General features: G+C 48.9%; 21 protein-coding genes, 1 tRNA gene and 2 pseudogenes. 16 read left to right on the forward strand and 8 right to left on the reverse strand.

Features of this window, described 5'->3' with window-relative positions; all coding sequences use genetic code 11:
* Nucleotides 1-223: hypothetical protein (locus QZ327_RS12010; RefSeq protein ID WP_294619600.1), on the forward strand; the 223-nt coding region annotated here is incomplete at its 5' end.
* Between the two features lie 108 nt (nucleotides 224-331).
* On the forward strand, nucleotides 332-1,633 hold the full coding sequence (tilS, locus tag QZ327_RS12015) for a tRNA lysidine(34) synthetase TilS (RefSeq protein WP_294619601.1): 1,302 nt from the start codon (nucleotides 332-334) through the stop codon (nucleotides 1,631-1,633).
* A gap of 44 nt (nucleotides 1,634-1,677) precedes the next feature.
* Here the strand turns inward: tilS and QZ327_RS12020 are convergent, their stop codons facing one another.
* Nucleotides 1,678-2,511, reverse strand: coding sequence for a 4Fe-4S dicluster domain-containing protein (locus QZ327_RS12020; protein ID WP_294619603.1), 834 nt, complete (start codon nucleotides 2,509-2,511; stop codon nucleotides 1,678-1,680).
* Between the two features lie 296 nt (nucleotides 2,512-2,807).
* On the opposite strand from QZ327_RS12020, the gene rho reads away from it, so the two are divergent.
* The 4 genes from rho to QZ327_RS12040 all read left to right on the forward strand — a co-directional run bounded on the left by rho (nucleotide 2,808) and on the right by QZ327_RS12040 (nucleotide 7,784).
* Entirely contained in the window at nucleotides 2,808-4,775 is a 1,968-nt protein-coding gene (gene rho, locus QZ327_RS12025) for a transcription termination factor Rho (protein WP_294619605.1), read from the forward strand.
* 39 nt (nucleotides 4,776-4,814) lie between these two features.
* Nucleotides 4,815-6,137 carry a signal recognition particle protein gene (gene ffh, locus QZ327_RS12030; protein WP_294619607.1) on the forward strand — a complete coding sequence of 441 codons (1,323 nt, stop codon included), beginning with the start codon at nucleotides 4,815-4,817 and terminating at the stop codon, nucleotides 6,135-6,137.
* Between the two features lie 170 nt (nucleotides 6,138-6,307).
* The gene (folD, locus tag QZ327_RS12035; protein WP_294619609.1) at nucleotides 6,308-7,189 is read left to right on the forward strand and encodes a bifunctional methylenetetrahydrofolate dehydrogenase/methenyltetrahydrofolate cyclohydrolase FolD; all 882 of its coding nucleotides are present in this window, start codon (nucleotides 6,308-6,310) and stop codon (nucleotides 7,187-7,189) included.
* 521 nt (nucleotides 7,190-7,710) lie between these two features.
* Nucleotides 7,711-7,784, forward strand: a tRNA-His gene (locus tag QZ327_RS12040).
* A 224-nt stretch (nucleotides 7,785-8,008) separates the two neighbouring features.
* Here the strand turns inward: QZ327_RS12040 and QZ327_RS12045 are convergent.
* From QZ327_RS12045 to QZ327_RS12070, 6 genes are all read right to left on the reverse strand, one after another.
* Nucleotides 8,009-8,461, reverse strand: coding sequence for a DUF6194 family protein (locus QZ327_RS12045; RefSeq protein WP_294619611.1), 453 nt, complete (start codon nucleotides 8,459-8,461; stop codon nucleotides 8,009-8,011).
* 7 nt (nucleotides 8,462-8,468) lie between these two features.
* Nucleotides 8,469-9,068, reverse strand: coding sequence for a uracil-DNA glycosylase family protein (locus tag QZ327_RS12050; protein ID WP_150980558.1), 600 nt, complete (start codon nucleotides 9,066-9,068; stop codon nucleotides 8,469-8,471).
* A gap of 4 nt (nucleotides 9,069-9,072) precedes the next feature.
* A complete protein-coding gene (gene dmpI, locus QZ327_RS12055) occupies nucleotides 9,073-9,273 on the reverse strand; it encodes a 4-oxalocrotonate tautomerase DmpI (RefSeq protein WP_138298338.1) in 201 nt (66 codons plus the stop codon).
* Nucleotides 9,274-9,302: 29 nt separating this feature from the next.
* Entirely contained in the window at nucleotides 9,303-9,656 is a 354-nt protein-coding gene (locus QZ327_RS12060; protein WP_294619616.1) for a nuclear transport factor 2 family protein, read from the reverse strand.
* A 163-nt stretch (nucleotides 9,657-9,819) separates the two neighbouring features.
* On the reverse strand, nucleotides 9,820-10,278 hold the full coding sequence (locus QZ327_RS12065; protein ID WP_294619618.1) for a hypothetical protein: 459 nt from the start codon (nucleotides 10,276-10,278) through the stop codon (nucleotides 9,820-9,822).
* Between the two features lie 462 nt (nucleotides 10,279-10,740).
* Nucleotides 10,741-12,027 carry a retropepsin-like aspartic protease gene (locus QZ327_RS12070; RefSeq protein ID WP_294619620.1) on the reverse strand — a complete coding sequence of 429 codons (1,287 nt, stop codon included), beginning with the start codon at nucleotides 12,025-12,027 and terminating at the stop codon, nucleotides 10,741-10,743.
* A 10-nt stretch (nucleotides 12,028-12,037) separates the two neighbouring features.
* Between QZ327_RS12070 and QZ327_RS12075 the strand changes: the two genes are divergently transcribed.
* The 8 genes and pseudogenes from QZ327_RS12075 (at nucleotide 12,038) to QZ327_RS12110 (ending at nucleotide 16,985) form a co-directional block, all read left to right on the forward strand.
* Entirely contained in the window at nucleotides 12,038-12,268 is a 231-nt protein-coding gene (locus QZ327_RS12075) for a hypothetical protein (protein WP_294619622.1), read from the forward strand.
* 2 nt (nucleotides 12,269-12,270) lie between these two features.
* A pseudogene (locus tag QZ327_RS12080) lies at nucleotides 12,271-12,459 on the forward strand (Crp/Fnr family transcriptional regulator); the annotation flags it as partial.
* A 50-nt stretch (nucleotides 12,460-12,509) separates the two neighbouring features.
* Complete coding sequence (locus QZ327_RS12085) at nucleotides 12,510-13,085, forward strand: Crp/Fnr family transcriptional regulator (RefSeq protein WP_294619626.1); 576 nt, start codon at nucleotides 12,510-12,512, stop codon at nucleotides 13,083-13,085.
* 107 nt (nucleotides 13,086-13,192) lie between these two features.
* Nucleotides 13,193-13,606, forward strand: coding sequence for a hypothetical protein (locus QZ327_RS12090; protein WP_294619628.1), 414 nt, complete (start codon nucleotides 13,193-13,195; stop codon nucleotides 13,604-13,606).
* Nucleotides 13,607-13,718: 112 nt separating this feature from the next.
* A complete protein-coding gene (locus tag QZ327_RS12095; RefSeq protein WP_294619630.1) occupies nucleotides 13,719-14,123 on the forward strand; it encodes a hypothetical protein in 405 nt (134 codons plus the stop codon).
* 448 nt (nucleotides 14,124-14,571) lie between these two features.
* Nucleotides 14,572-15,087 carry a hypothetical protein gene (locus QZ327_RS12100; protein WP_294619632.1) on the forward strand — a complete coding sequence of 172 codons (516 nt, stop codon included), beginning with the start codon at nucleotides 14,572-14,574 and terminating at the stop codon, nucleotides 15,085-15,087.
* Nucleotides 15,088-15,367: 280 nt separating this feature from the next.
* Nucleotides 15,368-15,928 carry a Crp/Fnr family transcriptional regulator gene (locus QZ327_RS12105; RefSeq protein ID WP_301004298.1) on the forward strand — a complete coding sequence of 187 codons (561 nt, stop codon included), beginning with the start codon at nucleotides 15,368-15,370 and terminating at the stop codon, nucleotides 15,926-15,928.
* Nucleotides 15,929-16,079: 151 nt separating this feature from the next.
* A complete protein-coding gene (locus tag QZ327_RS12110; RefSeq protein WP_294619637.1) occupies nucleotides 16,080-16,985 on the forward strand; it encodes a DUF4377 domain-containing protein in 906 nt (301 codons plus the stop codon).
* Between the two features lie 40 nt (nucleotides 16,986-17,025).
* Here QZ327_RS12110 and QZ327_RS12115 read toward each other — a convergent pair whose 3' ends face one another.
* Entirely contained in the window at nucleotides 17,026-17,892 is an 867-nt protein-coding gene (locus QZ327_RS12115) for an AraC family transcriptional regulator (RefSeq protein ID WP_294619639.1), read from the reverse strand.
* Between the two features lie 130 nt (nucleotides 17,893-18,022).
* Here QZ327_RS12115 and QZ327_RS12120 point away from each other — a divergent pair, with 130 nt between their 5' ends.
* Both QZ327_RS12120 and QZ327_RS12125 read left to right on the forward strand, forming a co-directional pair.
* The gene (locus QZ327_RS12120; protein ID WP_294619641.1) at nucleotides 18,023-18,673 is read left to right on the forward strand and encodes a nitroreductase family protein; all 651 of its coding nucleotides are present in this window, start codon (nucleotides 18,023-18,025) and stop codon (nucleotides 18,671-18,673) included.
* A 102-nt stretch (nucleotides 18,674-18,775) separates the two neighbouring features.
* Nucleotides 18,776-19,182 (forward strand): annotated as a pseudogene (locus QZ327_RS12125) (AraC family transcriptional regulator); the annotation flags it as partial.

Below are 19,182 nucleotides of genomic sequence, written 5' to 3' on the forward strand. Positions count from 1 at the left end.
CAAGCTGGGAATAAAGTTCCACCATGCAGAAAATGAGTGGCACTCGTATGTTGCTGATAATAACCGTTTAGAGGGGATGCTTTGCCGGTCTGTTCTTATTCCGTTTGTTCTTCACCGTTCCGCTTCCGTTTGTCCGCCTCCGCCTGTCTGTTTGGGTGGTCTCTCCGGTCGTGTTCCCCGGTGTGGCTGTCGGCTTTTTAATTCCTATCCCGAAGGAAGATAACTCCTTATAACTCCCTTTAACTCCTGCAAATGAACAAGCCGTGTCGCTGAAGCAACGTTTCCGTACAAGAATAACGGAATTAAAGAAGAAATACGTATATTTGCTGCTATGGAAAAGGAAAAAGTAACGCAATACATCAATCGGAAACAGCTTTTTATGCCGACAGACAAAGTGCTCGTCACTCTAAGTGGCGGTGCGGACTCCGTAGCCCTGCTGCTTCTACTACAAACATCAGGCTATAACTGCGAAGCCGCACACTGCAACTTTCACCTTCGGGATGCGGAATCCGACAGAGACGAAGCATTCGTCCGACAACTCTGCGCCAAACTGCAAGTGCCGTTGCATATCGCCCACTTCGACACCATGCGCACCGCCAAAGAGCGCCGCATCTCCATTGAAATGGCGGCACGCGAACTGCGTTACAATTGGTTCGAGCATATACGGCAGCACATCAATGCCGATGTCATCGCCGTAGCCCATCATCGGGACGATAGCGTAGAAACCCTTCTGCTGAATCTGATACGCGGCACCGGCATCAACGGCATGCAGGGAATACGTCCCCAAAACGGACGTGTCGTGCGTCCCCTGCTCTGCCTGGAGCGCAAAGAAATTATTGCTTACCTAAACCGTATCGGACAAGATTACGTAACGGACAGCACCAATCTGCAAGACGAATATACCCGAAACAAGATACGTCTGAACCTGTTACCCCTAATGCAGGCAATCAATCCTTCCGTCAAAGAGAGTATTCTCAACACTGCCGAGCACTTGGGCGAAGTAGCCGCTATATATAAGAAAGGTATAGAGGAAGGAATAAAACGGGTACAGACCACAACGGGCATACACATCGAAGCATTGATGAAAGAACCCGCTCCTAAGGCATTATTGTTCGAAATCCTGTATCCGCTCGGCTTCAATACCGCCCAAGTGGGAGACATATACCGTGCTTTAGACGGACAACCGGGAAAGACCTTCTCTACGGAACAGTGGCGTGTCGTGAAAGACCGCGAATTTCTGTTGATTGAATCCCGCCAACAGGCAGTGCCCCCTCTACTGGCAATGGAAGAGCATGCTTTTACCCCGGAATTTACCATCCCCCGCGACAAAGCCACCGCCTGCTTTGATGCGGACAAACTTCCGCATCCCCTATCCCTGCGTCTTTGGCAGCAAGGAGACACTTTTGTCCCTTTCGGCATGAAAGGGACAAAAAAAGTAAGCGACTACATGACCGACCGGAAATTCTCCCTGTTGCGCAAAGAGCAACAATGGGTGCTGTGTTGTGGCAAAGAGATTATCTGGCTGGTAGGCGAAAGAACGGACAACCGTTTCCGTATCGGCACTTCTACCAAACGCGTACTTGTCATCCGCCTATCATCCCCTGAGAACGGACCAGCATCCTCCCAAAACTGAAGCATAATCACCCAGTTCCCAGAGCCGCCTATCCCCTATTCTTCTCATAGGAGAATCCTATTTTCCTTCTGTCGTTTAAAGCAATCGGCAAGCAAGGTTGCAAATGGCGTATCAAACGTACGGGCTTTCTGCGGGCATCTTTTCACACAGGCACAGCAACGGATACACTTTGCCGCATCGGTGGTACATTCCTCTCCTTTTCCGATAGCACTTGCCGGACAATGCGTGACACAATATCCGCAGTGACTGCAACGCTCCGCATTCACTGCCGGAATACGAGGCATGGGCACACCGCTTTTACGCAATTTCACTACTTTCCTCAAGAAGCGGAACAATGGAAAGAATGCCTGACGAGGGCGTTGGATACGGCTGACATCAACGGCATACAGATTGTCGATGCCGGATGCTGACTCTATCTTAGTCCGTATCTTGGCACCGAATGTTTCTGCAAACTGCAAATCATCCGCATCCGGCCGTCCTACGGCTATGGGATGCTGTTCGGTGCTGTATGAATGTTCACCAACAAACGTGGCGCCGGCAATCACTTTAAATCCTCTTTCCGAAGCAAATGCGTCCAACTCTTTCAATGCCTTTTCATAGGCACGATTGCCATAAACAACAACCAACACTGCCGGAGTTCCGGAAGCACGGATGTTTTCCATCCGCTCCAATGCCAAAGGTGCCACTTTGCCACCATATACAGGAACAGTAACCACTACCAACGTATTTTCGGGGATTTCCAATCTGCCTGCCATACGTAATGTCAAATCTGTCTCAATGATTTCGGAAATACCTGTACCACGAACAATTGCTTCACCTATTTGTTTAGAAGTACGAGTGGGTGAAAAAGTAATCAAATGAACTGCATGTATATTCATAACCCTATTTCTTGATAAATGCCAATTATCTTATATTATCTCATTAGATAAACGAATTGTAAATATCTACTTATTTATAACAAAACAAAGATAAACTTTTAAAATCAAAAAAAAGACGATTTATTTATGAAACTCAAAATAATTATTACCTTTGCACCGTTGAAACACTCTGTAACTCCTTACTGAGGTAAGGATTGTTTATGAGACTTCCGGTTCAATAACAAATATCCCTATTAAATCATAATTTACAAGGTAGACTTACCGATATAAGTAAAAACCATTCACACATATACTGTATGTATAATATCATTCAATTAAACGACAAGAGTTTGTCGGAATTGCAAGCTATTGCCCAAGAGTTGGGTATCAAAAAAACAGATTCCCTCAAAAAGGAAGAACTCGTTTATAAGATACTGGACGAGCAAGCCATTGCAGGAGCAACCAAGAAAGTAGCAGCCGACAAACTGAAAGAAGAACGCAAAGGGGACAAACAAAAACGCTCTCGCGTAACAGTCAAAAAAGAAACTACGGACAAGGTATTTACAGCCAATAAAAACGGCAATCTTACAAAAGGAAAAGCCGAAGAAACACCTGCCGGACAAGCAGCAGAGGCAGCTAAAGAATCGGCTACAGCCGTTACTCCCGTAGCTGAAGCGGAAGTTCCCAAACGCAGACCGGGACGCCCTCGTAAAGTAAAACCGGAAGCGGCTCCCACAACGGAAGCACCCCAAACAGCTCAGGCAATCGTTCAGCCAGAAGTAAAAGCCGAAACGGAAGAGCCGAAGAAAGCAGTTGCAACTCCTCATCCCACACCGGACGAAAACCCAGTCTTATCAGAAGCGGAAAACGACTTCATCCCTATTGAAGACCTGCCTACCGAAAATATAGAATTGCCATCGGAGCTTATCGGTAAATTTGAAGCCACCAAAACGGAAACTTCCACTCCCGTCACCGAACAGCCACAACAACAGCGTCCGCGCTTGCGCCAGCGTGACAACAACAATCCATACAATAACAATCGTAACAACAATAATAACAACCAGCGTTCTGCACAGCAACGCCCCGCACAGCAGCCATACAATAACGAAAATTATGTTGCTTCAGAGCGCAAGCCGACAGTAGAACGCGAAAAGGCATACGAATTCGATGACATATTAACCGGAACCGGCGTGTTGGAAATCATGCAGGACGGCTATGGCTTCCTGCGTTCATCCGATTACAACTACCTCTCTTCTCCTGATGACATTTACGTTTCACAGTCACAAATCAAACTGTTCGGGCTGAAGACCGGCGATGTAGTGGAAGGCGTTATCCGCCCGCCTAAAGAAGGCGAGAAATATTTCCCGCTGGTGAAAGTATCCAAGATTAACGGACGCGATCCGGCTTTCGTACGCGACCGTGTGCCGTTCGAGCATCTCACTCCGCTTTTTCCGGACGAGAAATTCAAACTTTGCAAAGGCGGATATTCCGATTCCATGTCTGCCCGTGTGGTAGATCTCTTTGCGCCTATCGGTAAAGGTCAACGTGCACTAATCGTTGCACAACCCAAAACCGGTAAGACTCTTTTGATGAAAGACATTGCCAATGCCATTGCAGCCAATCACCCGGAAGTTTACATGATCATGTTGCTGATTGACGAACGCCCGGAAGAAGTTACCGACATGGCACGTACTGTCAATGCGGAAGTCATAGCCTCTACTTTTGACGAACCTGCGGAACGTCACGTCAAGATAGCGGGCATCGTACTGGAGAAAGCCAAAAGAATGGTGGAATGCGGACACGATGTTGTTATCTTCCTTGACTCCATAACCCGTTTGGCACGAGCCTACAACACAGTTTCTCCAGCTTCGGGAAAGGTATTGTCCGGTGGTGTAGATGCCAATGCACTGCACAAGCCGAAACGCTTTTTCGGTGCTGCCCGCAACATCGAAGGCGGCGGTTCACTGACTATCCTTGCAACGGCACTGATTGATACCGGTTCGAAAATGGACGAAGTTATCTTTGAAGAATTTAAAGGAACAGGTAACATGGAATTGCAACTCGATCGTAATCTGTCCAACAAACGTATCTTCCCGGCTGTCAACATCGTTGCTTCCAGCACCCGTCGTGATGACCTGCTGCAAGACAAGCAAACGCTGGATCGCATGTGGATACTTCGCAAGTATCTTGCTGACATGAACCCGATAGAAGCAATGGATTTCGTAAAAGACCGCTTGGAAAAAACCAAAGATAATGACGAATTCCTGATGAGCATGAATAGTTAATTTCTTGTATATTATTTCCACAAATGTAATTAGTATAGTATGTTCGATAATTTAAGCGAAAGACTTGAGAGGTCGTTTAAAATCCTGAAAGGTGAAGGTAAAATCACCGAAATCAATGTGGCAGAAACGCTGAAAGACGTGCGTAAAGCGCTTTTGGATGCCGATGTAAACTATAAAGTGGCTAAAAATTTCACCGATACCGTTAAGGAGAAGGCATTGGGACAAAACGTACTGACAGCAGTAAAGCCCAGCCAGTTAATGGTAAAAATCGTACACGATGAGTTGACACAGCTCATGGGTGGTGAAACTGCGGAAATCAACCTCAACTCCAAACCGGCGGTAATTCTAATGTCCGGTCTGCAAGGTTCAGGTAAGACTACTTTCTCCGGAAAGTTGGCACGTATGTTAAAAACCAAAAAGAACCGCAAGCCTCTGTTAGTGGCATGCGACGTTTACCGTCCTGCCGCCATCGAACAGTTGCGCGTACTGGCAGAGCAAATTGAAGTGCCCATGTATTCCGAACCGGATAGTAAAAATCCGGTAACCATAGCTCAAAATGCCATACAGGAAGCCAAGGCGAAAGGATACGACCTTGTCATCGTCGATACAGCCGGTCGTCTTGCCGTAGACGAGGAGATGATGAACGAGATTGCCGCAATCAAAGCCGCAATCAATCCGGATGAAATCCTGTTTGTAGTAGACTCCATGACCGGACAAGATGCCGTAAACACTGCAAAGGAATTCAACGAACGTTTGGACTTCAATGGTGTGGTACTGACTAAATTGGACGGTGATACCCGTGGTGGTGCAGCTCTTTCTATCCGTACTGTAGTGAACAAGCCTATTAAATTCGTAGGAACCGGCGAAAAGTTGGATGCTATCGACCAATTCCACCCTGCCCGTATGGCGGACCGTATCCTCGGTATGGGTGATATTGTGTCATTGGTAGAGCGTGCGCAAGAGCAGTATGATGAAGAAGAGGCGAAACGTCTGCAAAAGAAGATTGCAAAAAATCAGTTCGACTTTAACGACTTCCTAAGCCAGATTGCACAAATCAAAAAAATGGGTAATCTGAAAGAACTTGCTTCCATGATACCGGGCGTAGGCAAGGCTATCAAGGATATTGATATTGACGACAATGCTTTTAAAAGCATCGAAGCGATTATCTACTCCATGACCCCGGAAGAACGCAGCAACCCGGCAATCCTGAACGGATCGCGTCGTCAACGCATCGCCAAAGGTAGCGGCACGAACATTCAGGAAGTAAACCGCTTGCTGAAACAGTTCGACCAGACCCGTAAGATGATGAAAATGGTGACTGGCAGCAAAATGGGTAAGATGATGCCAAAACTGAAACGATAAGAAAGAGAAATCTCCTTGTATATAAATCCCGCTAATTTCATATATCAAATGAAGTCAGCGGGATTTTTGTTTTATTCGGTTATTTGCCCTACTTTTGCGATTGATGCTATGCGAATAATAACCAATATATACTAACTTTAAATACTCACAATAATATATTGAAATTGAATATGACATTAATTGACGGAAAAGCGATTTCCGAACAAGTAAAGCAGGAAATTGCATCAGAAGTGGCCGAGATAGTGGCACGTGGCGGAAAACGCCCGCACCTGGCAGCTATCCTTGTAGGACACGATGGTGGCAGCGAAACTTATGTGGCAGCCAAAGTGAAAGCTTGCGAAGCATGTGGATTTAACTCCTCTCTCATCCGTTACGAAACTGATGTGACGGAAGAGGAATTATTGGCAAAAGTACGTGAACTTAACGAAGATGCGGATGTGGACGGTTTCATTGTCCAGTTACCTTTGCCCAAACATATCTCAGAACAAAAAGTGATTGAAACCATTGACTACCGCAAAGATGTAGACGGATTTCACCCCATCAACGTGGGACGTATGTCCATAGGACTGCCTTGCTATGTTTCCGCAACCCCCAATGGCATCCTCGAATTACTGAAAAGATATAACATAGAAACTTCCGGAAAAAAATGTGTGGTATTGGGACGCAGCAATATTGTAGGCAAACCTATGGCTTCTCTTATGATGCAAAAGGCATATCCGGGCGATGCTACCGTAACCGTATGCCACAGCCGAAGTAAGGACCTGATAAAAGAGTGCCAGGAAGCCGATATCCTTATTGCCGCTTTAGGGCAACCTAACTTTGTAAAAGCGGAAATGGTGAAAGAAGGCGCTGTCGTCATTGACGTAGGTACTACCCGTGTACCGGATACGACCAAGAAATCAGGCTTCAAACTAACCGGTGACGTCAAATTCGATGAAGTGGCTTCCAAATGTTCATTCATCACTCCCGTACCCGGCGGTGTCGGTCCAATGACCATTGTTTCTTTAATGAAGAATACTCTGTTGGCAGGCAAGAAAGCTATTTATCAATAACAGGGATAATGCTAAAAGCATTCATCTTCTCTATCCTTCTATATATGAGGGCGTTTCGACACACCCCAAATATAGAAATCACTCCTGTCACAGATATCTGTGACAGGAGTGATTGGGTTAATAAGAGAGTTTTGACGCACCCTCATTATTTAGATTGTGGCAAACAAAAATTACAAAACAATTTGAGCCATTCACCATCATTCAAACCTTTTATCCTCATCTTTTCCATTTTCTCGTATTGTCCAATACAGATATACTTTAATATGGACCTACCACTCTATTCTCGCCGGAGAAAAAATTATATTTCATATCCTTCCTATTCATCGGTTGGCAATTTATCAAAGATTCAGTAATCTATTGATTATCTTTATGAAACGGCACCAAAGTTGCTGTTTCAGTAAAATATGGGAACTTACAAGAATAACAAATAGTTGTTTTTTCAGTAAAATATTCCTCAAAACATTTGCAATATCAAAAAATATCCCTACCTTTGCAACGCATTTGAGAAATGCAGCAACATGGTGACTGTAGTTCAGTTGGTTAGAGCGTCAGATTGTGGTTCTGAATGTCGAGGGTTCGAGTCCCTTCAGTCACCCCGGAAGAAAGAGGAAATTCGGTAAGAATATTCCTCTTTTTTGTGTATAAGGTTTTATCCAAACTAAGAATCAATTCTTTCCATTTCCAATCACCTTATGAAGCCTAAAACAATATCATACACACAGCCATATCGCTGCGCTCTGCTGCAAAACGAGCAATCGCCAAGGGTAAATTACTGCAACTGTGATACACAATCAATAAATATGTTTCTTATCACAACGGCTATTTCCTTTTGTTGAATTTCTCTTTTGCATATTCATAAGATTCGAGGATATATGGCTTCAATGATTCAAAAGTCGTTTCGGATGGGCTCAAAGCGCAAATCCACCCCATCCACGCATAGACCGGATGCGGCATAATGACATTCTTTGCAGTAAAGTTATATGGCATATCCACAATACTGCCTTTGCATGGACGTTTGGGCAATTCTCCGAACAAAGTGCGGAATGTCTGTTTTCGGACACCTATATTCACTCGCCACGCTCCCTCACGGTATAGTCTGGAAGCTCGGTCATTGTCTCCATCCTTTTCTTTGATTGTCAAGACATATACGCCACGTTTCAGTACGCTACTGGGATTATAGAAAATACCACGCTCGCCCCAGCTACGAACTTCGACAACTCCTTCAAGGTTGTCAAGGCAATATTTCAGAATGTTGTCAGGTGTAATAGCCATATTGTAATCATGATTCTTTAATTAACCGGTGCATCGTTGCAATATCCTCCGATGCCATTTCGAATTTTGATTTCTCAATCAGGATGTTTTGCCCCGTCATTATATAGGATGGAAGGATACGAATACCGTTGTATAAAATCTCGGTATTGCGCAATTTATAGGTAGATATGCTTGGGACAGCATTCTTCCCGGTCGCCTTCTTGCTTATCATATTAAAGGCTTTCTTTGCCACATCCCCCATAAGCATAATGACCCTGACATTGGGAAACAATGCAAGTTCTCTTTCCAGATAAGGCAGATTTTCCTCTATGTTCTCTTTTGAAACGGCATATTCGGTTTTGGGCATCTTAACAGCATTGGTGATGTAAATCCCTTTGTTCAGGATATCCGGTGCGGAATTCACCTCTATCCCGGCTTTTCGGAACAATGGAATTGTCGTTGACATATATGCGGCATCCGGCTTTCCATAGAAATCATCTTCCGGGCATGAGGGGACAACCTCATTTATCATGATTGCCCGTATGATTTCCGGATTAACCTCTACATTGTTGAAGTGCATATCTGTTTCCCTTTCGGATAATCGCCGTAGTTGTTCCTCGATATTCATAATACTATCCTTTATAGCTACGTTTTATTTCGTCAATCGACTTGCCGCCGATGCCGAAGTTCTCATCCGGCAATTCCTTGATGGTTACGGTGAAGAACTGCGCCGGGATATGGGTTATTTCGGCGGCTGTTGCTGTCAGCCGCTCAATAAGTTCTTTCTTTTGTTCGGAGGTCAATGCTCCGCTTTCAACTGATATGTATGGCATTATAAAAGTGTTTTAGCGTTACAAAACGTCTATTCGATTGGAAGATTGTGTTGCTTCAAGAAACTAAGCTTGTCCCAGTAGCCCCTCTGATATACAATAAGATTGTTTTTGATATGGAAGAAGCCGCAACCACGCAACCCCAATGGGTCTTTCCATTCCAATATAGCCCATTCTCCATCTTCAAAAACATTTTCAACAATACAAACCATTTTAGCCGTTGCGAACTCCCCGGCAAACATCCGGCGTATGGCTTCTTTTCCCGCCACGGGAGCGTTCGCCACCTGATGGTTTACGGCATCGTCCGCATATAGCGCGGCGATTCCCTCCACGTCGGACGCGTTGAAACAATCAATCCATTTCTCCAGTACTTCTTTCGGTGTCATTTGATGTTACATTTTTAAATGGGAATAAATCTTGCACTCGCTTACATCCTCCTGCATCAAATGTGAAAGGCTCTCAGGTTTTCAAGTTACAAGATGAGCATAACGCTTCTTTTTTCTTATGTCTTGGGAAGAGTCGCCCCTATCCGAATGCAAAATTAGTTATTTATTGATGTTTTGCATGATGTGGTACGGTTTTATTCCTTTTGTCAATAAACTCTTGCTTGCCGACAAAATGTTGAATACCTAACACTCCACCGTTAAATTCAAAGACAGTCGAATCGTTATAGACAATCAAACACTCGTTGGCATTTAAGCTGTCCTGCTGTTCAAGGGTGAGGGGCTGGTCATACAACCGGAATGAATACATCCCCATTCCTACCCGTCGGAATCGGAACTTTGTATAATCTTTCAGTTGATAATTATCTATTTCCATTCCTATACATCCTGCATCATCCAAATGCTTCCTTAATATTTTCAGAAATATATCATCTAAATAATCTGCTTGTGGCATATATTCATCTTCACCAAATTCAATAACGAGCTGATTGCTGTCAGGTAACATAAGACGGTCATATTTTGCGATATTTCTCATCCAATCACCATCCATGTTATCAGATGCCATTCATTCGCGCTTAACGAAGCACTTAAAAGTACGAACAGCCATATTGTAACTGCAAATACCGACACATGTCGCATAATCCGCAAAAATGCCGTCCGTTTACTCACAGGCTGATTTGTTCTGTTATCTACTGCTTCCATCCCCACTATATTTTAGAGAGCATCAAACGAAATGTGCCATTGCTCGGCATATTCTTTGATTTTATAACGGCACCGAGAGAATCTATCGAAGTAATGGACTTCGAAATGTAAGCAAGCAGAGCCACATTTATAACATGGCAAACTATCAGTAATATTTTCAGCCATTTCTTCATATGCCAGCATATTCAATATATACGATAACAAAATTACAAAAAAGAAGGTGTCTGAAAAGGACGCCTTCTGCACTTCAAATAGCAGCTTTTATCCGTTTCCCGCCGCCGGATGAAGCAACAACATACATTACGCCGCTCTGATACAACCACCATCATTCCCCACGTATAAACATATCCCGATAGTTAATCACCAGCCGTTTGAATGACAACACGAAATCCGCTCCCAATGAACCCGAAAACAAATGGCTGTCGGATTCCGTACCCTTGATGACCTCCGTATCATGCAATGTTACGGCAGAACCCGCCGCCTCGAAGCAGAATCGCGGCAATGTCACTGCTTTTGTCTGCGATATTCCGCCAAAGCCTCCGCGGGAAGTCGTATGTTCCGCGAGTCCCTCGATGGCATCGGGAAATGTTCTTGCAAACTTGTTCCCCAAATCAGACTTTACGTTTCCCGTGTCAAAAATCAAATCAAAAGGTTGTCCGTCATAACTGATCCGCACTTGAGGCACATTTGATGACAGATACATATTCGGTTCGCCGTCAGACGGTTTTTGCGGAAAAACGAACTTGCCGGCTTCATTGTCTATGATTATCTCCTTCGCATCCCTGATAAAGTGATAGCCAAGCACCCCGTCAAAAGCAAATACCGAATCCGTTTCGTTGTCGGGAGGTGTAACCATGAAGACGGGATTATGATACACCAGTTCTCCTATCTTCAGCGAATCTGCCGTGGCAAGTTTTACAAAACCTATCTCCATGCCCGATATGGGTATCGAATCCGCCACAATCTTCAGACCTGCTTCTTCCGCATACTTTTCCGAAACGAAATTGCCGAACGAACAGCCTGTATCGAAAATATAGTTTTTCGTCATGCCATTCACTTCCACCGGTATATGGACATGCTTGCCCCTTCCCGCCGTTTCCACGCTTAACGGCACCGTAACATCATGATCGGGACGTTCAAGATAAGGCTTTGGCACATGGGCAAGCGCCTTGCCTGCTTTTTCAATAAACACCAGACTGTAAAGGGCTTCAAACGGCACGGATTCCTTGAGCGCATTGACCAAATCCTCCCCGACTTTTCCGGCTTGCCCGTACATCCCCAGATTCAAAAGATTCATGCCTTGCAAAGCTGCCGTTGCGATCGAGGTTTCCATCCCCATCTCATTTTGATGATGCAACAACAAGCTGTCGAGGGCGACAGCAGCATCTTCCAGCCTGTTAAATCCGATACCCAATTGCGCATCTGCTATGAAACCAAGCATCTTCACGCTGACAGAGTCTTTCAGGTCCGGATATCCTTTCCTCAATCGAAACAAATCCCCGCCATTGAGAAGTTCACCCATTTTCACATCCGCCTGCGTTTGCGGATAAGCAGAGCCGTAGCCCAACAAAAGGGCGACAAGGAGAGTTGAAAGTTTGTTTATAATTCTCATACTGAATAAAATGATTGGATTAAACGTCGGGCAAATATACGGAATAAAACATGAGAAGCCAGCAGTGCCCGACTACAAAGCCATGCCTTTCTTCCCCCGGACTAAAGTTTTAACCGCAAAAAGACTTACCTTTGCAGCCACGGACCTTGAAGCATTGGCAAAACATGCCGGCACGATGCGGGACACGTTGCAGGCACAAGCCGCGAAGTTATTCTATATTTATGCAGCAATTGGTTTATAGTTATGGACGATTTCAACTTACAATTCGCCAACCATCCCAAATTAGAACAGCTAAAGCAGTTCATTCTGGGACATGGCACTTATGCCGAGCTTAAAAAGGGCGAACAATTCTCCACCCAAGACAAAGTGAACCGCCGGGGGGCTTATATTGAAAACGGCATGTTCAGATATACCCGCGCGGATGAAAGGGGAAAGAAACAATCAGCCGCATACGCCGCGGACTCGACAAATAGCTTGCCACAATGAAAGAATTCAATACATACCTCGACAATTTGGACTATTCCCGCATAAAGGATTTATTTGCGGAAAAAGGGATATTGCGCGCTTACCGCAAGAAAGACTTCTTTATCCGCCAGAACGAGGCGAAACGTTTTGCCGGATGGGTGAAAGAGGGCACGTTCCAATATACATACATTGATGAAGAGGGAGAGGAACACATTGTAGGATATGCTTTTGCCAACGAATTCGTATGCGACTACTCTTCCTTCATGAAAGGCAGCCTGTCCCCGGTGAACATCCAAGCGTTGACAGACTGCTCCGTCTATGAAATATCCCGCCATGACATCACGGAATATTGGGAAACAAGCATGGAAACCCAACGGTTCGGCAGGCATGTCGCCGAAAACCTGTATGAAATGGTGTATGCGCGATTGCTCGATTCGTATGGCAGCCCCGAAATGCGATACGGGAAATTGATGGAGCGTTGCCCCGGCTTGAAAGAAGCGGTTCCTTTGAAAAACATCGCTTCCTTCCTCGGGGTCACACCCGAAACAATCAGCCGCATACGGCGCAAGCTGGAGAAACAGCCGCTCTTTTAACAACCATTATGCCGGGGTCTTGACAAATGTCAAGGCCTTTTTTATTTATTCTCCCGTACTTTGCCGCTTCAAGAAACCGATGTACAATCACTTAAAACAACAACAAGATGAAGAAGAAAACCATTTTCCGTGCGATGTTCCCCGTATTCATGGCCTGCACCCTCCTGTGCCTGGCAAATTGCAGCAACGACGATGCCCCTCTCCCGACCTTCACCCCCGAAGCCCTGAAGCAGACCACCTGGCAGGCGCAAAAGACAGTGTACGAAACCAAGGACAAGGTAGCATACACCGAGCCATCCATCCTTCAGTTTACCAACGGCTCAAAAGGCGTTTACACCAAGATGAACGAAGAAGGCGAATATCAGTGGAACACGGATTTCACTTACCGGATAGACGGCAAAATCATCACGTTCGACAACATGGCAGGTCCGTGGACGGTACTGGAATACACGGGAACGCGGCTCGTGATGCAAGCCTACAATCCCAACAGGATGGTGTGGACCTTGGAGAAGATGTATTGACGACCCGAAAACAAACGTATTGACGACCTGAAAACAGATGTATTGACAACCCGAAAACGGATGTATTGACGACCTGAAAACAGACGTATTGACAACCTGAAAAACAACGAACATGAAGATTCCTGCAATCCCCCTTTTCTGCCTGCTGATGGCGGCCTGCACGCAGACGCAACCCTCCCGCCGGGCAAACGGCTGGTACTACGTGACGCCGCACGCCACAGACAGCCTTTCGCAAACACCCTTCCTCACCGTGGAGGATTTCGACACCTTGCGTCTGGAAACGGACGCTTCCGGGCGCAAGGCCATCACCGGCGTTCTCCTCCGCGACAAATTGCCCGTATGGAGGGAAGCCACAAGGAAGAGCGTGGGAAAGCGCATCGCCTTCGTCTTCAACGACACGGTGATAACCGCCCCTCAGGTCAATGTCCCCTTGGAAAGCGGACATTTCCAGATTTCCAATCCGCACGGATATGATTTGGAGCGTATCTTCAGGGAGCTGCAAAAAGAGAAGAAATGACACGAAACCGTCATGGCAAGGCTTCAACGAAGCATGGATGCGGCTGATGACCGGATGCGGCTGACGTCAGTATCGTTTTACGGCTGACGTTAGCGGCATATTACGGTTGACGTTGGTGGCATTTTACGGCTGACGTCAGTGGCATTTTGCGACTAACGTTAGTAGCGGCTCATTACTAACGTTAGTAGCATGTTACGACTAACGTTAGTAGCAGCTCATTACATACGTATGTAGCAGCCCGTTACTAACGTTAGTAGCAAGACCCTACATACGTTAGTCGTCGTCCGCTGCATACGTTAGTCGCCACCCGCCGCATACGTCAGCCGCCGCCCGCGCATGTCGTTTTCTGCCACTAACGTATGCAATAATCCCCTGAAAACCATTGCCGTTTCAAAAGAATGCCTACCTTTGCCGTCGCAGTCCCCATTAAAAACCAAAGGAGGTACGTATGTATAAATACAAACTCGTTCAGAAAATCAATCCGCAGGACAAGAACGCGCCCAAGAAATGGTACGCCATCCCTGTCAGCGAAGTCTCACAATCGGTAAAGGCGATGACACGCGCTGCCACGGAGAACACCACGACCGCTCCCATCGAAATGGAAGCCGCCCTCGACCTGCTGGGCAGGCACGCCCGCCAGCAGTTGCAGCAGGGGCACACGGTGCGGGTGGGCGACCTGGGGACGCTGCGCGTGACGTTCAAGAGCGAAGGGGCGGCAGACATCGCCCAGTTCAACGCCGGGGCGATGATAAAGAACCCCCGCATCATCTTCACGCCAAGCAAGGAGTTCCGCGAAAGCGTGCTCCAGGGCATCCAGTTCCAGAACGGCGGCGTGCTGGAGGACGGCGTGAGCTATGCCACGATGGCCGACTACAAGAAAGCCAAAGGCATCGTGTCCGGCGGCAGCAACGGCGGCAACGGCGGCGGCAGCGACGGGGACATGGAGGAAAACCCGCTGGGGTGATGCCGGCGCACGGCATCTTCCCCCCGCCCGGGGAGAACCGCGCCTTGAGGAGACAGCCTTAAGACGCGCGTCCCCCCAAAAAGGGGGGAAAAGAATGCAGAGAGTGTTTCCATAAAAGCACGCTTCCCCTCCGAGAAACTAACTTGGAGACTACATTGCGGGGGGAAGGGTGGCTTTTTTTTTCGGGAGGGAGTCGTATCTTTGCATCCGCAAGAAAATCCGCAAGAAAGTATAATAACATAAATCCCCCCACCCCCCAATGAAAGACTTCAACCCCTACATGAGCAGCATAGACACGGACTTCTTCAAGGACCTGTGCCTGCGGCACGGCGAACTGCGCCGCTACAAGAGAAACGAGTTCCTTTTGCGGGAGGGAGAGGTAGGCCCCTTCTTCGGGTACATCGCGTCCGGCGTGGTCAGGTACACATGCACCAACCGCACGGAAGGCAAGGCGTACAACGTGGGATTCTCCTTCGCCGGCGAGTTCCTTGCCGACTATCCCGCCTGCCTGTACCACATGAAGTCCGAAGTGAACATGCAGACCATAACCCCGTGCGACATCCACATCTGCCCTGCCGCATTCCTGTCGCAGGAGTTCGACAAGGACAAGGAGAGCCAGCGGAGGGCGCGCACCGCCGCCGAGCAACTGTTCTTCCAGTCCTACTCGCGCTACCTCGACTTTTTCAGGCACACCCCCGAAGAGCGCTACCTCCTGCTCCTGAAAAGATGCCCGCAAATCCTGCAGATGGTGCCGCTGAAGGAAATAGCGTCCTACCTCAGGATAACCCCCGTGCACATGAGCCGCATCAGGCACAGGCAGAGTTTCGGCGGCAAGGAATAAACATAGGTTTAGAAATCACGCCGCGCGGCGATATTCCTGCGCGGCAGCCGCTCGCGTCAGGCAAATCATTCCTTATCTTTGTCCCCGTCCCCGTGCCGGCGCACGGCGTGGGGGCGCAATCCGAAGATACAACCTACAATGTACTGCCAATATGAAAACAAGAAATCTTTTGGGAATGCTTCTGCTATTCCTTTGCACCGCCGCCTTGGGCGGTTGCGGCAACGACGAAACGGAAGAAAGGAAAATCACCGGCCATAAGGAATACGTCCTTACGGTGGCATCCGAAAAACGCCTCGGCATGGCCCCCTCGGGCGGCAGCCTGCTGACGCAGGTCTACGCCGTCAGGAAAGAGTCTTCCGCGCAATGGGAAGCCCTCGCGGCAATCGCCGGCTTCGACTACGAGCCCGGCTACGAGTACGAAATCCGCGTCAGTGAAACGAGCTACCTGGATTACCGCATGGGCGAGCCGGCGTGGACGGAGCACGAACTGCTTGAGGTGATTTCGAAGGAGGAGAAAAGCTCGCGCGGCGTGCCCCTCAACTTCATCCCCGGCTGGTACTACGAGCAATCCTGCGTCTGCCTGAACGCGGAGTTCCGGCACGCCGTGGATGCGGACCGGGAGGAGGAGATTGCGGAGGAGATCGCGGACGACCTCGAGTCCGGCTCCGCTCTCTCTCCCGAAGGGCTGCGCCGCTACATCGCCCCGGGATTCGAACACTGGTTCTTGCTGGACGCGGAGAAGAACGTGGCGGCGCAAGGCGTCCTCAGGAGCGAAAGGAAGGAGTACGGGGAATTTCCCGAAGCCTGCCGCAGGCTCCTTCCCCCCGAAGGCGAGGTATTGGAGTATATGCAATGGGACTTCCTGGGGGATGCCGGCGCGGAGGGCGATGCGGAGCGGTATGACGTGCTTGTCGGCAGGCGAGCCGGCGTGCGTTCTCCCGCCGCTCCCGAGTCGGTCCGGCTGTGGCTGTACAAGGACCTGACGGATTATTACCGGGACAAATACCCGGAAGCGGGCGTGCGGGCTGTCGTAATCTGCCACAAGACGGATATCTGACGGGAACGGCGTGCGGCGCGGGCGCTTCGGAGAAGACACGTCAGGCACCCGCTTCCCCGCACCGCTTCCTGTATTTGGAGGGCGACATCCCCATTGCGCCCGTAAACACCCTCACGAAATGCGGCAGGTCGTTGAACCCCACCGCATAGCAAATCTCCGACACCCCCTTGGGCGAGTGCCTCAGCAGCTCGCAAGCCGTGTTCAGGCGGTATTGCGTGACGAACTGCGAAAACGTCATTCCCTTGCACCGCCTGAAGTAAGAGCAGAACGCCGAACGGTTCATCCCCACCTCCGCCGCGATGTCGTCCAGCGCGATGGGATGGACGTAGTGCTTCATCACGTACGCGCAAATCTGCTGCATACGCCGCACGTCGCGTTCGATGCGCACCGGCCTGCCGGCAAACGTGTGGTCGGACGAGGTGAAAATGACCGGCAGCAGACGGAGCATCGCGCTCAAACGTCCCAGTTCGTCCATGCCGTTCATTTCGGCCAGCGCCTTGCGGACGATCCGCGAACTCTCCGGGCCGAACTTCAACGCGTCTGCCGGAAACATCACGCCCGACAGCCTGTTGCGCAGCTCGGGAAACACTTCCATGCACCGCTCCACCAACGAATGGCTGAAAGCCACCATCAGGTAGCGGACGCAGCCGTCCTCGCCGGCACTGCCGGCGGCGTATTCCCAGCGGTGGAGCATCGAGGGAGGAATCAGCGCCACGTCGCCCGCTTCGAAGGGTTGCAGCGTGTCTCCCGCCATCCGGTTGCCCCGTCCGTGAAGCACATGGTACAGTTCCCACGCGTCATGCCGGTGGAGCTTGGCTTCGAGGCGAGGCTCCACCCGCTGGTCGATGAAGAAAAACGAATGGTTCTCCGCTTCGGGCAGTTCGTAGGGTATGGCTGTATCTTCCATGAACAATCGCTTTGATTTGTACGGCTGCAAATATACGACAAGTATTCAAGACGATAAAACAAATGCAGGACAACAAAGCGGCATAACTTTGCAGCCGTAAACAAGAAACATAACCTAAAAACGTATTGTCATGGAATTGTACGAAACATTGGAGAAACGCCGCACCTACCGCGACTACTCCGACCGTGAAGTGAGTGATGAAATCCTTGAAAGAGTGATCGGCGCGGCATTCAAGGCACCGACCAACGACCACCTGCGCCAGCTTGAATTCATCGTGGTGCGCGGACGCGAAAACATCGCCCGGATAATCGCCCCGCTTGCCAAAAACATGGAAGCGTTCAAAAACCTGGTGCACGAAGCGGACGAATCGGGCGACAAGGACAAGATGGACATGTTTGCCGACGCCCTGCCCAAGCAGCAGCGTATGCTGATGCAGAGCGGGCTGCTTATTATTCCGTTCTTCCGTCAGAGGCAAAGCCCGCTGCTTCGTCCCAAGGAGCAAAGCTCGCTCAACTACTTCGCCTCGGCATGGTGCGCGCTGGAGAACATGCTGCTCGCCGCCACCGCCGAGGGACTGGGGACGGTGTTCCACATCCCCGTTGCCGACGAAGCCGGAAGAATCAAGGAAATCGTAGGCGCTCCCGAAGGCTACGAGTTCATCTGCCTGCTTACGATGGGCTATCCCGCCGAAAACGCCTTTCTGCCCAGGCAGAAGGAAATCGACGTGAAGGAGAGGATGCACCTGCTGTCCGGTTCATGCCGGTGCGGAGCGTGGCGTTGAACCCCGTGAAATATGCGCCGCAACGAAAAAACACGGACGCGAGCCGCAGGGCAATGAGCCTATTTCGTTATATTTGCACGCGTGAAACAAAACCGGAACATTATGAAAGACGAACAATCGGGCCCGTTGAAGCTCATATTCAATTACAATGACGTATTCTACAGCTTCTACTACGACGACCTCGGCGGGTGCACGCACCGTTCCCGCGAATATGCCATCAACTATGTCTACTCGGGCGAGATGATTCTCGACAACGGGACCGGACGGATTCATGTGGGGAAAGGCGAATGCGTCTTCATTCCGCGCGACCATCACATCACGATGTACAAAAGGACGAAGGACGGCGAACGCTACTGCGGCATCTTCCTGATGTTCACGCGCCGTTTCTTGCGGGAAATGTACGGCAGGCTGGGGCCGCGCAAAGTTCCCGCAGACACCCCCAAGCCCGGTCCCGGCGTAATCAAGCTGCCCAAGACGGTAGAGTTCGCCAGCCTGTTCGCCTCCATGAC

The organism is uncultured Bacteroides sp., assembly GCF_910578895.1.
Classification (GTDB): domain Bacteria; phylum Bacteroidota; class Bacteroidia; order Bacteroidales; family Bacteroidaceae; genus Bacteroides.

Excerpts from the sequence above, each read along its gene's own strand:
- tilS (WP_294619601.1), top strand. The coding sequence starts at position 332 with ATGGAAAAGGAAAAAGTAACGCAATACATCAATCGGAAACAGCTTTTT.
- QZ327_RS12020 (WP_294619603.1), bottom strand. The coding sequence starts at position 2,511 with ATGAATATACATGCAGTTCATTTGATTACTTTTTCACCCACTCGTACT.
- rho (WP_294619605.1), top strand. The coding sequence starts at position 2,808 with ATGTATAATATCATTCAATTAAACGACAAGAGTTTGTCGGAATTGCAA.
- ffh (WP_294619607.1), top strand. The coding sequence starts at position 4,815 with ATGTTCGATAATTTAAGCGAAAGACTTGAGAGGTCGTTTAAAATCCTG.
- folD (WP_294619609.1), top strand. The coding sequence starts at position 6,308 with ATGACATTAATTGACGGAAAAGCGATTTCCGAACAAGTAAAGCAGGAA.
- QZ327_RS12045 (WP_294619611.1), bottom strand. The coding sequence starts at position 8,461 with ATGGCTATTACACCTGACAACATTCTGAAATATTGCCTTGACAACCTT.
- QZ327_RS12050 (WP_150980558.1), bottom strand. The coding sequence starts at position 9,068 with ATGAATATCGAGGAACAACTACGGCGATTATCCGAAAGGGAAACAGAT.
- dmpI (WP_138298338.1), bottom strand. The coding sequence starts at position 9,273 with ATGCCATACATATCAGTTGAAAGCGGAGCATTGACCTCCGAACAAAAG.
- QZ327_RS12060 (WP_294619616.1), bottom strand. The coding sequence starts at position 9,656 with ATGACACCGAAAGAAGTACTGGAGAAATGGATTGATTGTTTCAACGCG.
- QZ327_RS12065 (WP_294619618.1), bottom strand. The coding sequence starts at position 10,278 with ATGGCATCTGATAACATGGATGGTGATTGGATGAGAAATATCGCAAAA.
- QZ327_RS12070 (WP_294619620.1), bottom strand. The coding sequence starts at position 12,027 with ATGAGAATTATAAACAAACTTTCAACTCTCCTTGTCGCCCTTTTGTTG.
- QZ327_RS12075 (WP_294619622.1), top strand. The coding sequence starts at position 12,038 with ATGATTGGATTAAACGTCGGGCAAATATACGGAATAAAACATGAGAAG.
- QZ327_RS12085 (WP_294619626.1), top strand. The coding sequence starts at position 12,510 with ATGAAAGAATTCAATACATACCTCGACAATTTGGACTATTCCCGCATA.
- QZ327_RS12090 (WP_294619628.1), top strand. The coding sequence starts at position 13,193 with ATGAAGAAGAAAACCATTTTCCGTGCGATGTTCCCCGTATTCATGGCC.
- QZ327_RS12095 (WP_294619630.1), top strand. The coding sequence starts at position 13,719 with ATGAAGATTCCTGCAATCCCCCTTTTCTGCCTGCTGATGGCGGCCTGC.
- QZ327_RS12100 (WP_294619632.1), top strand. The coding sequence starts at position 14,572 with ATGTATAAATACAAACTCGTTCAGAAAATCAATCCGCAGGACAAGAAC.
- QZ327_RS12105 (WP_301004298.1), top strand. The coding sequence starts at position 15,368 with ATGAGCAGCATAGACACGGACTTCTTCAAGGACCTGTGCCTGCGGCAC.
- QZ327_RS12110 (WP_294619637.1), top strand. The coding sequence starts at position 16,080 with ATGAAAACAAGAAATCTTTTGGGAATGCTTCTGCTATTCCTTTGCACC.
- QZ327_RS12115 (WP_294619639.1), bottom strand. The coding sequence starts at position 17,892 with ATGGAAGATACAGCCATACCCTACGAACTGCCCGAAGCGGAGAACCAT.
- QZ327_RS12120 (WP_294619641.1), top strand. The coding sequence starts at position 18,023 with ATGGAATTGTACGAAACATTGGAGAAACGCCGCACCTACCGCGACTAC.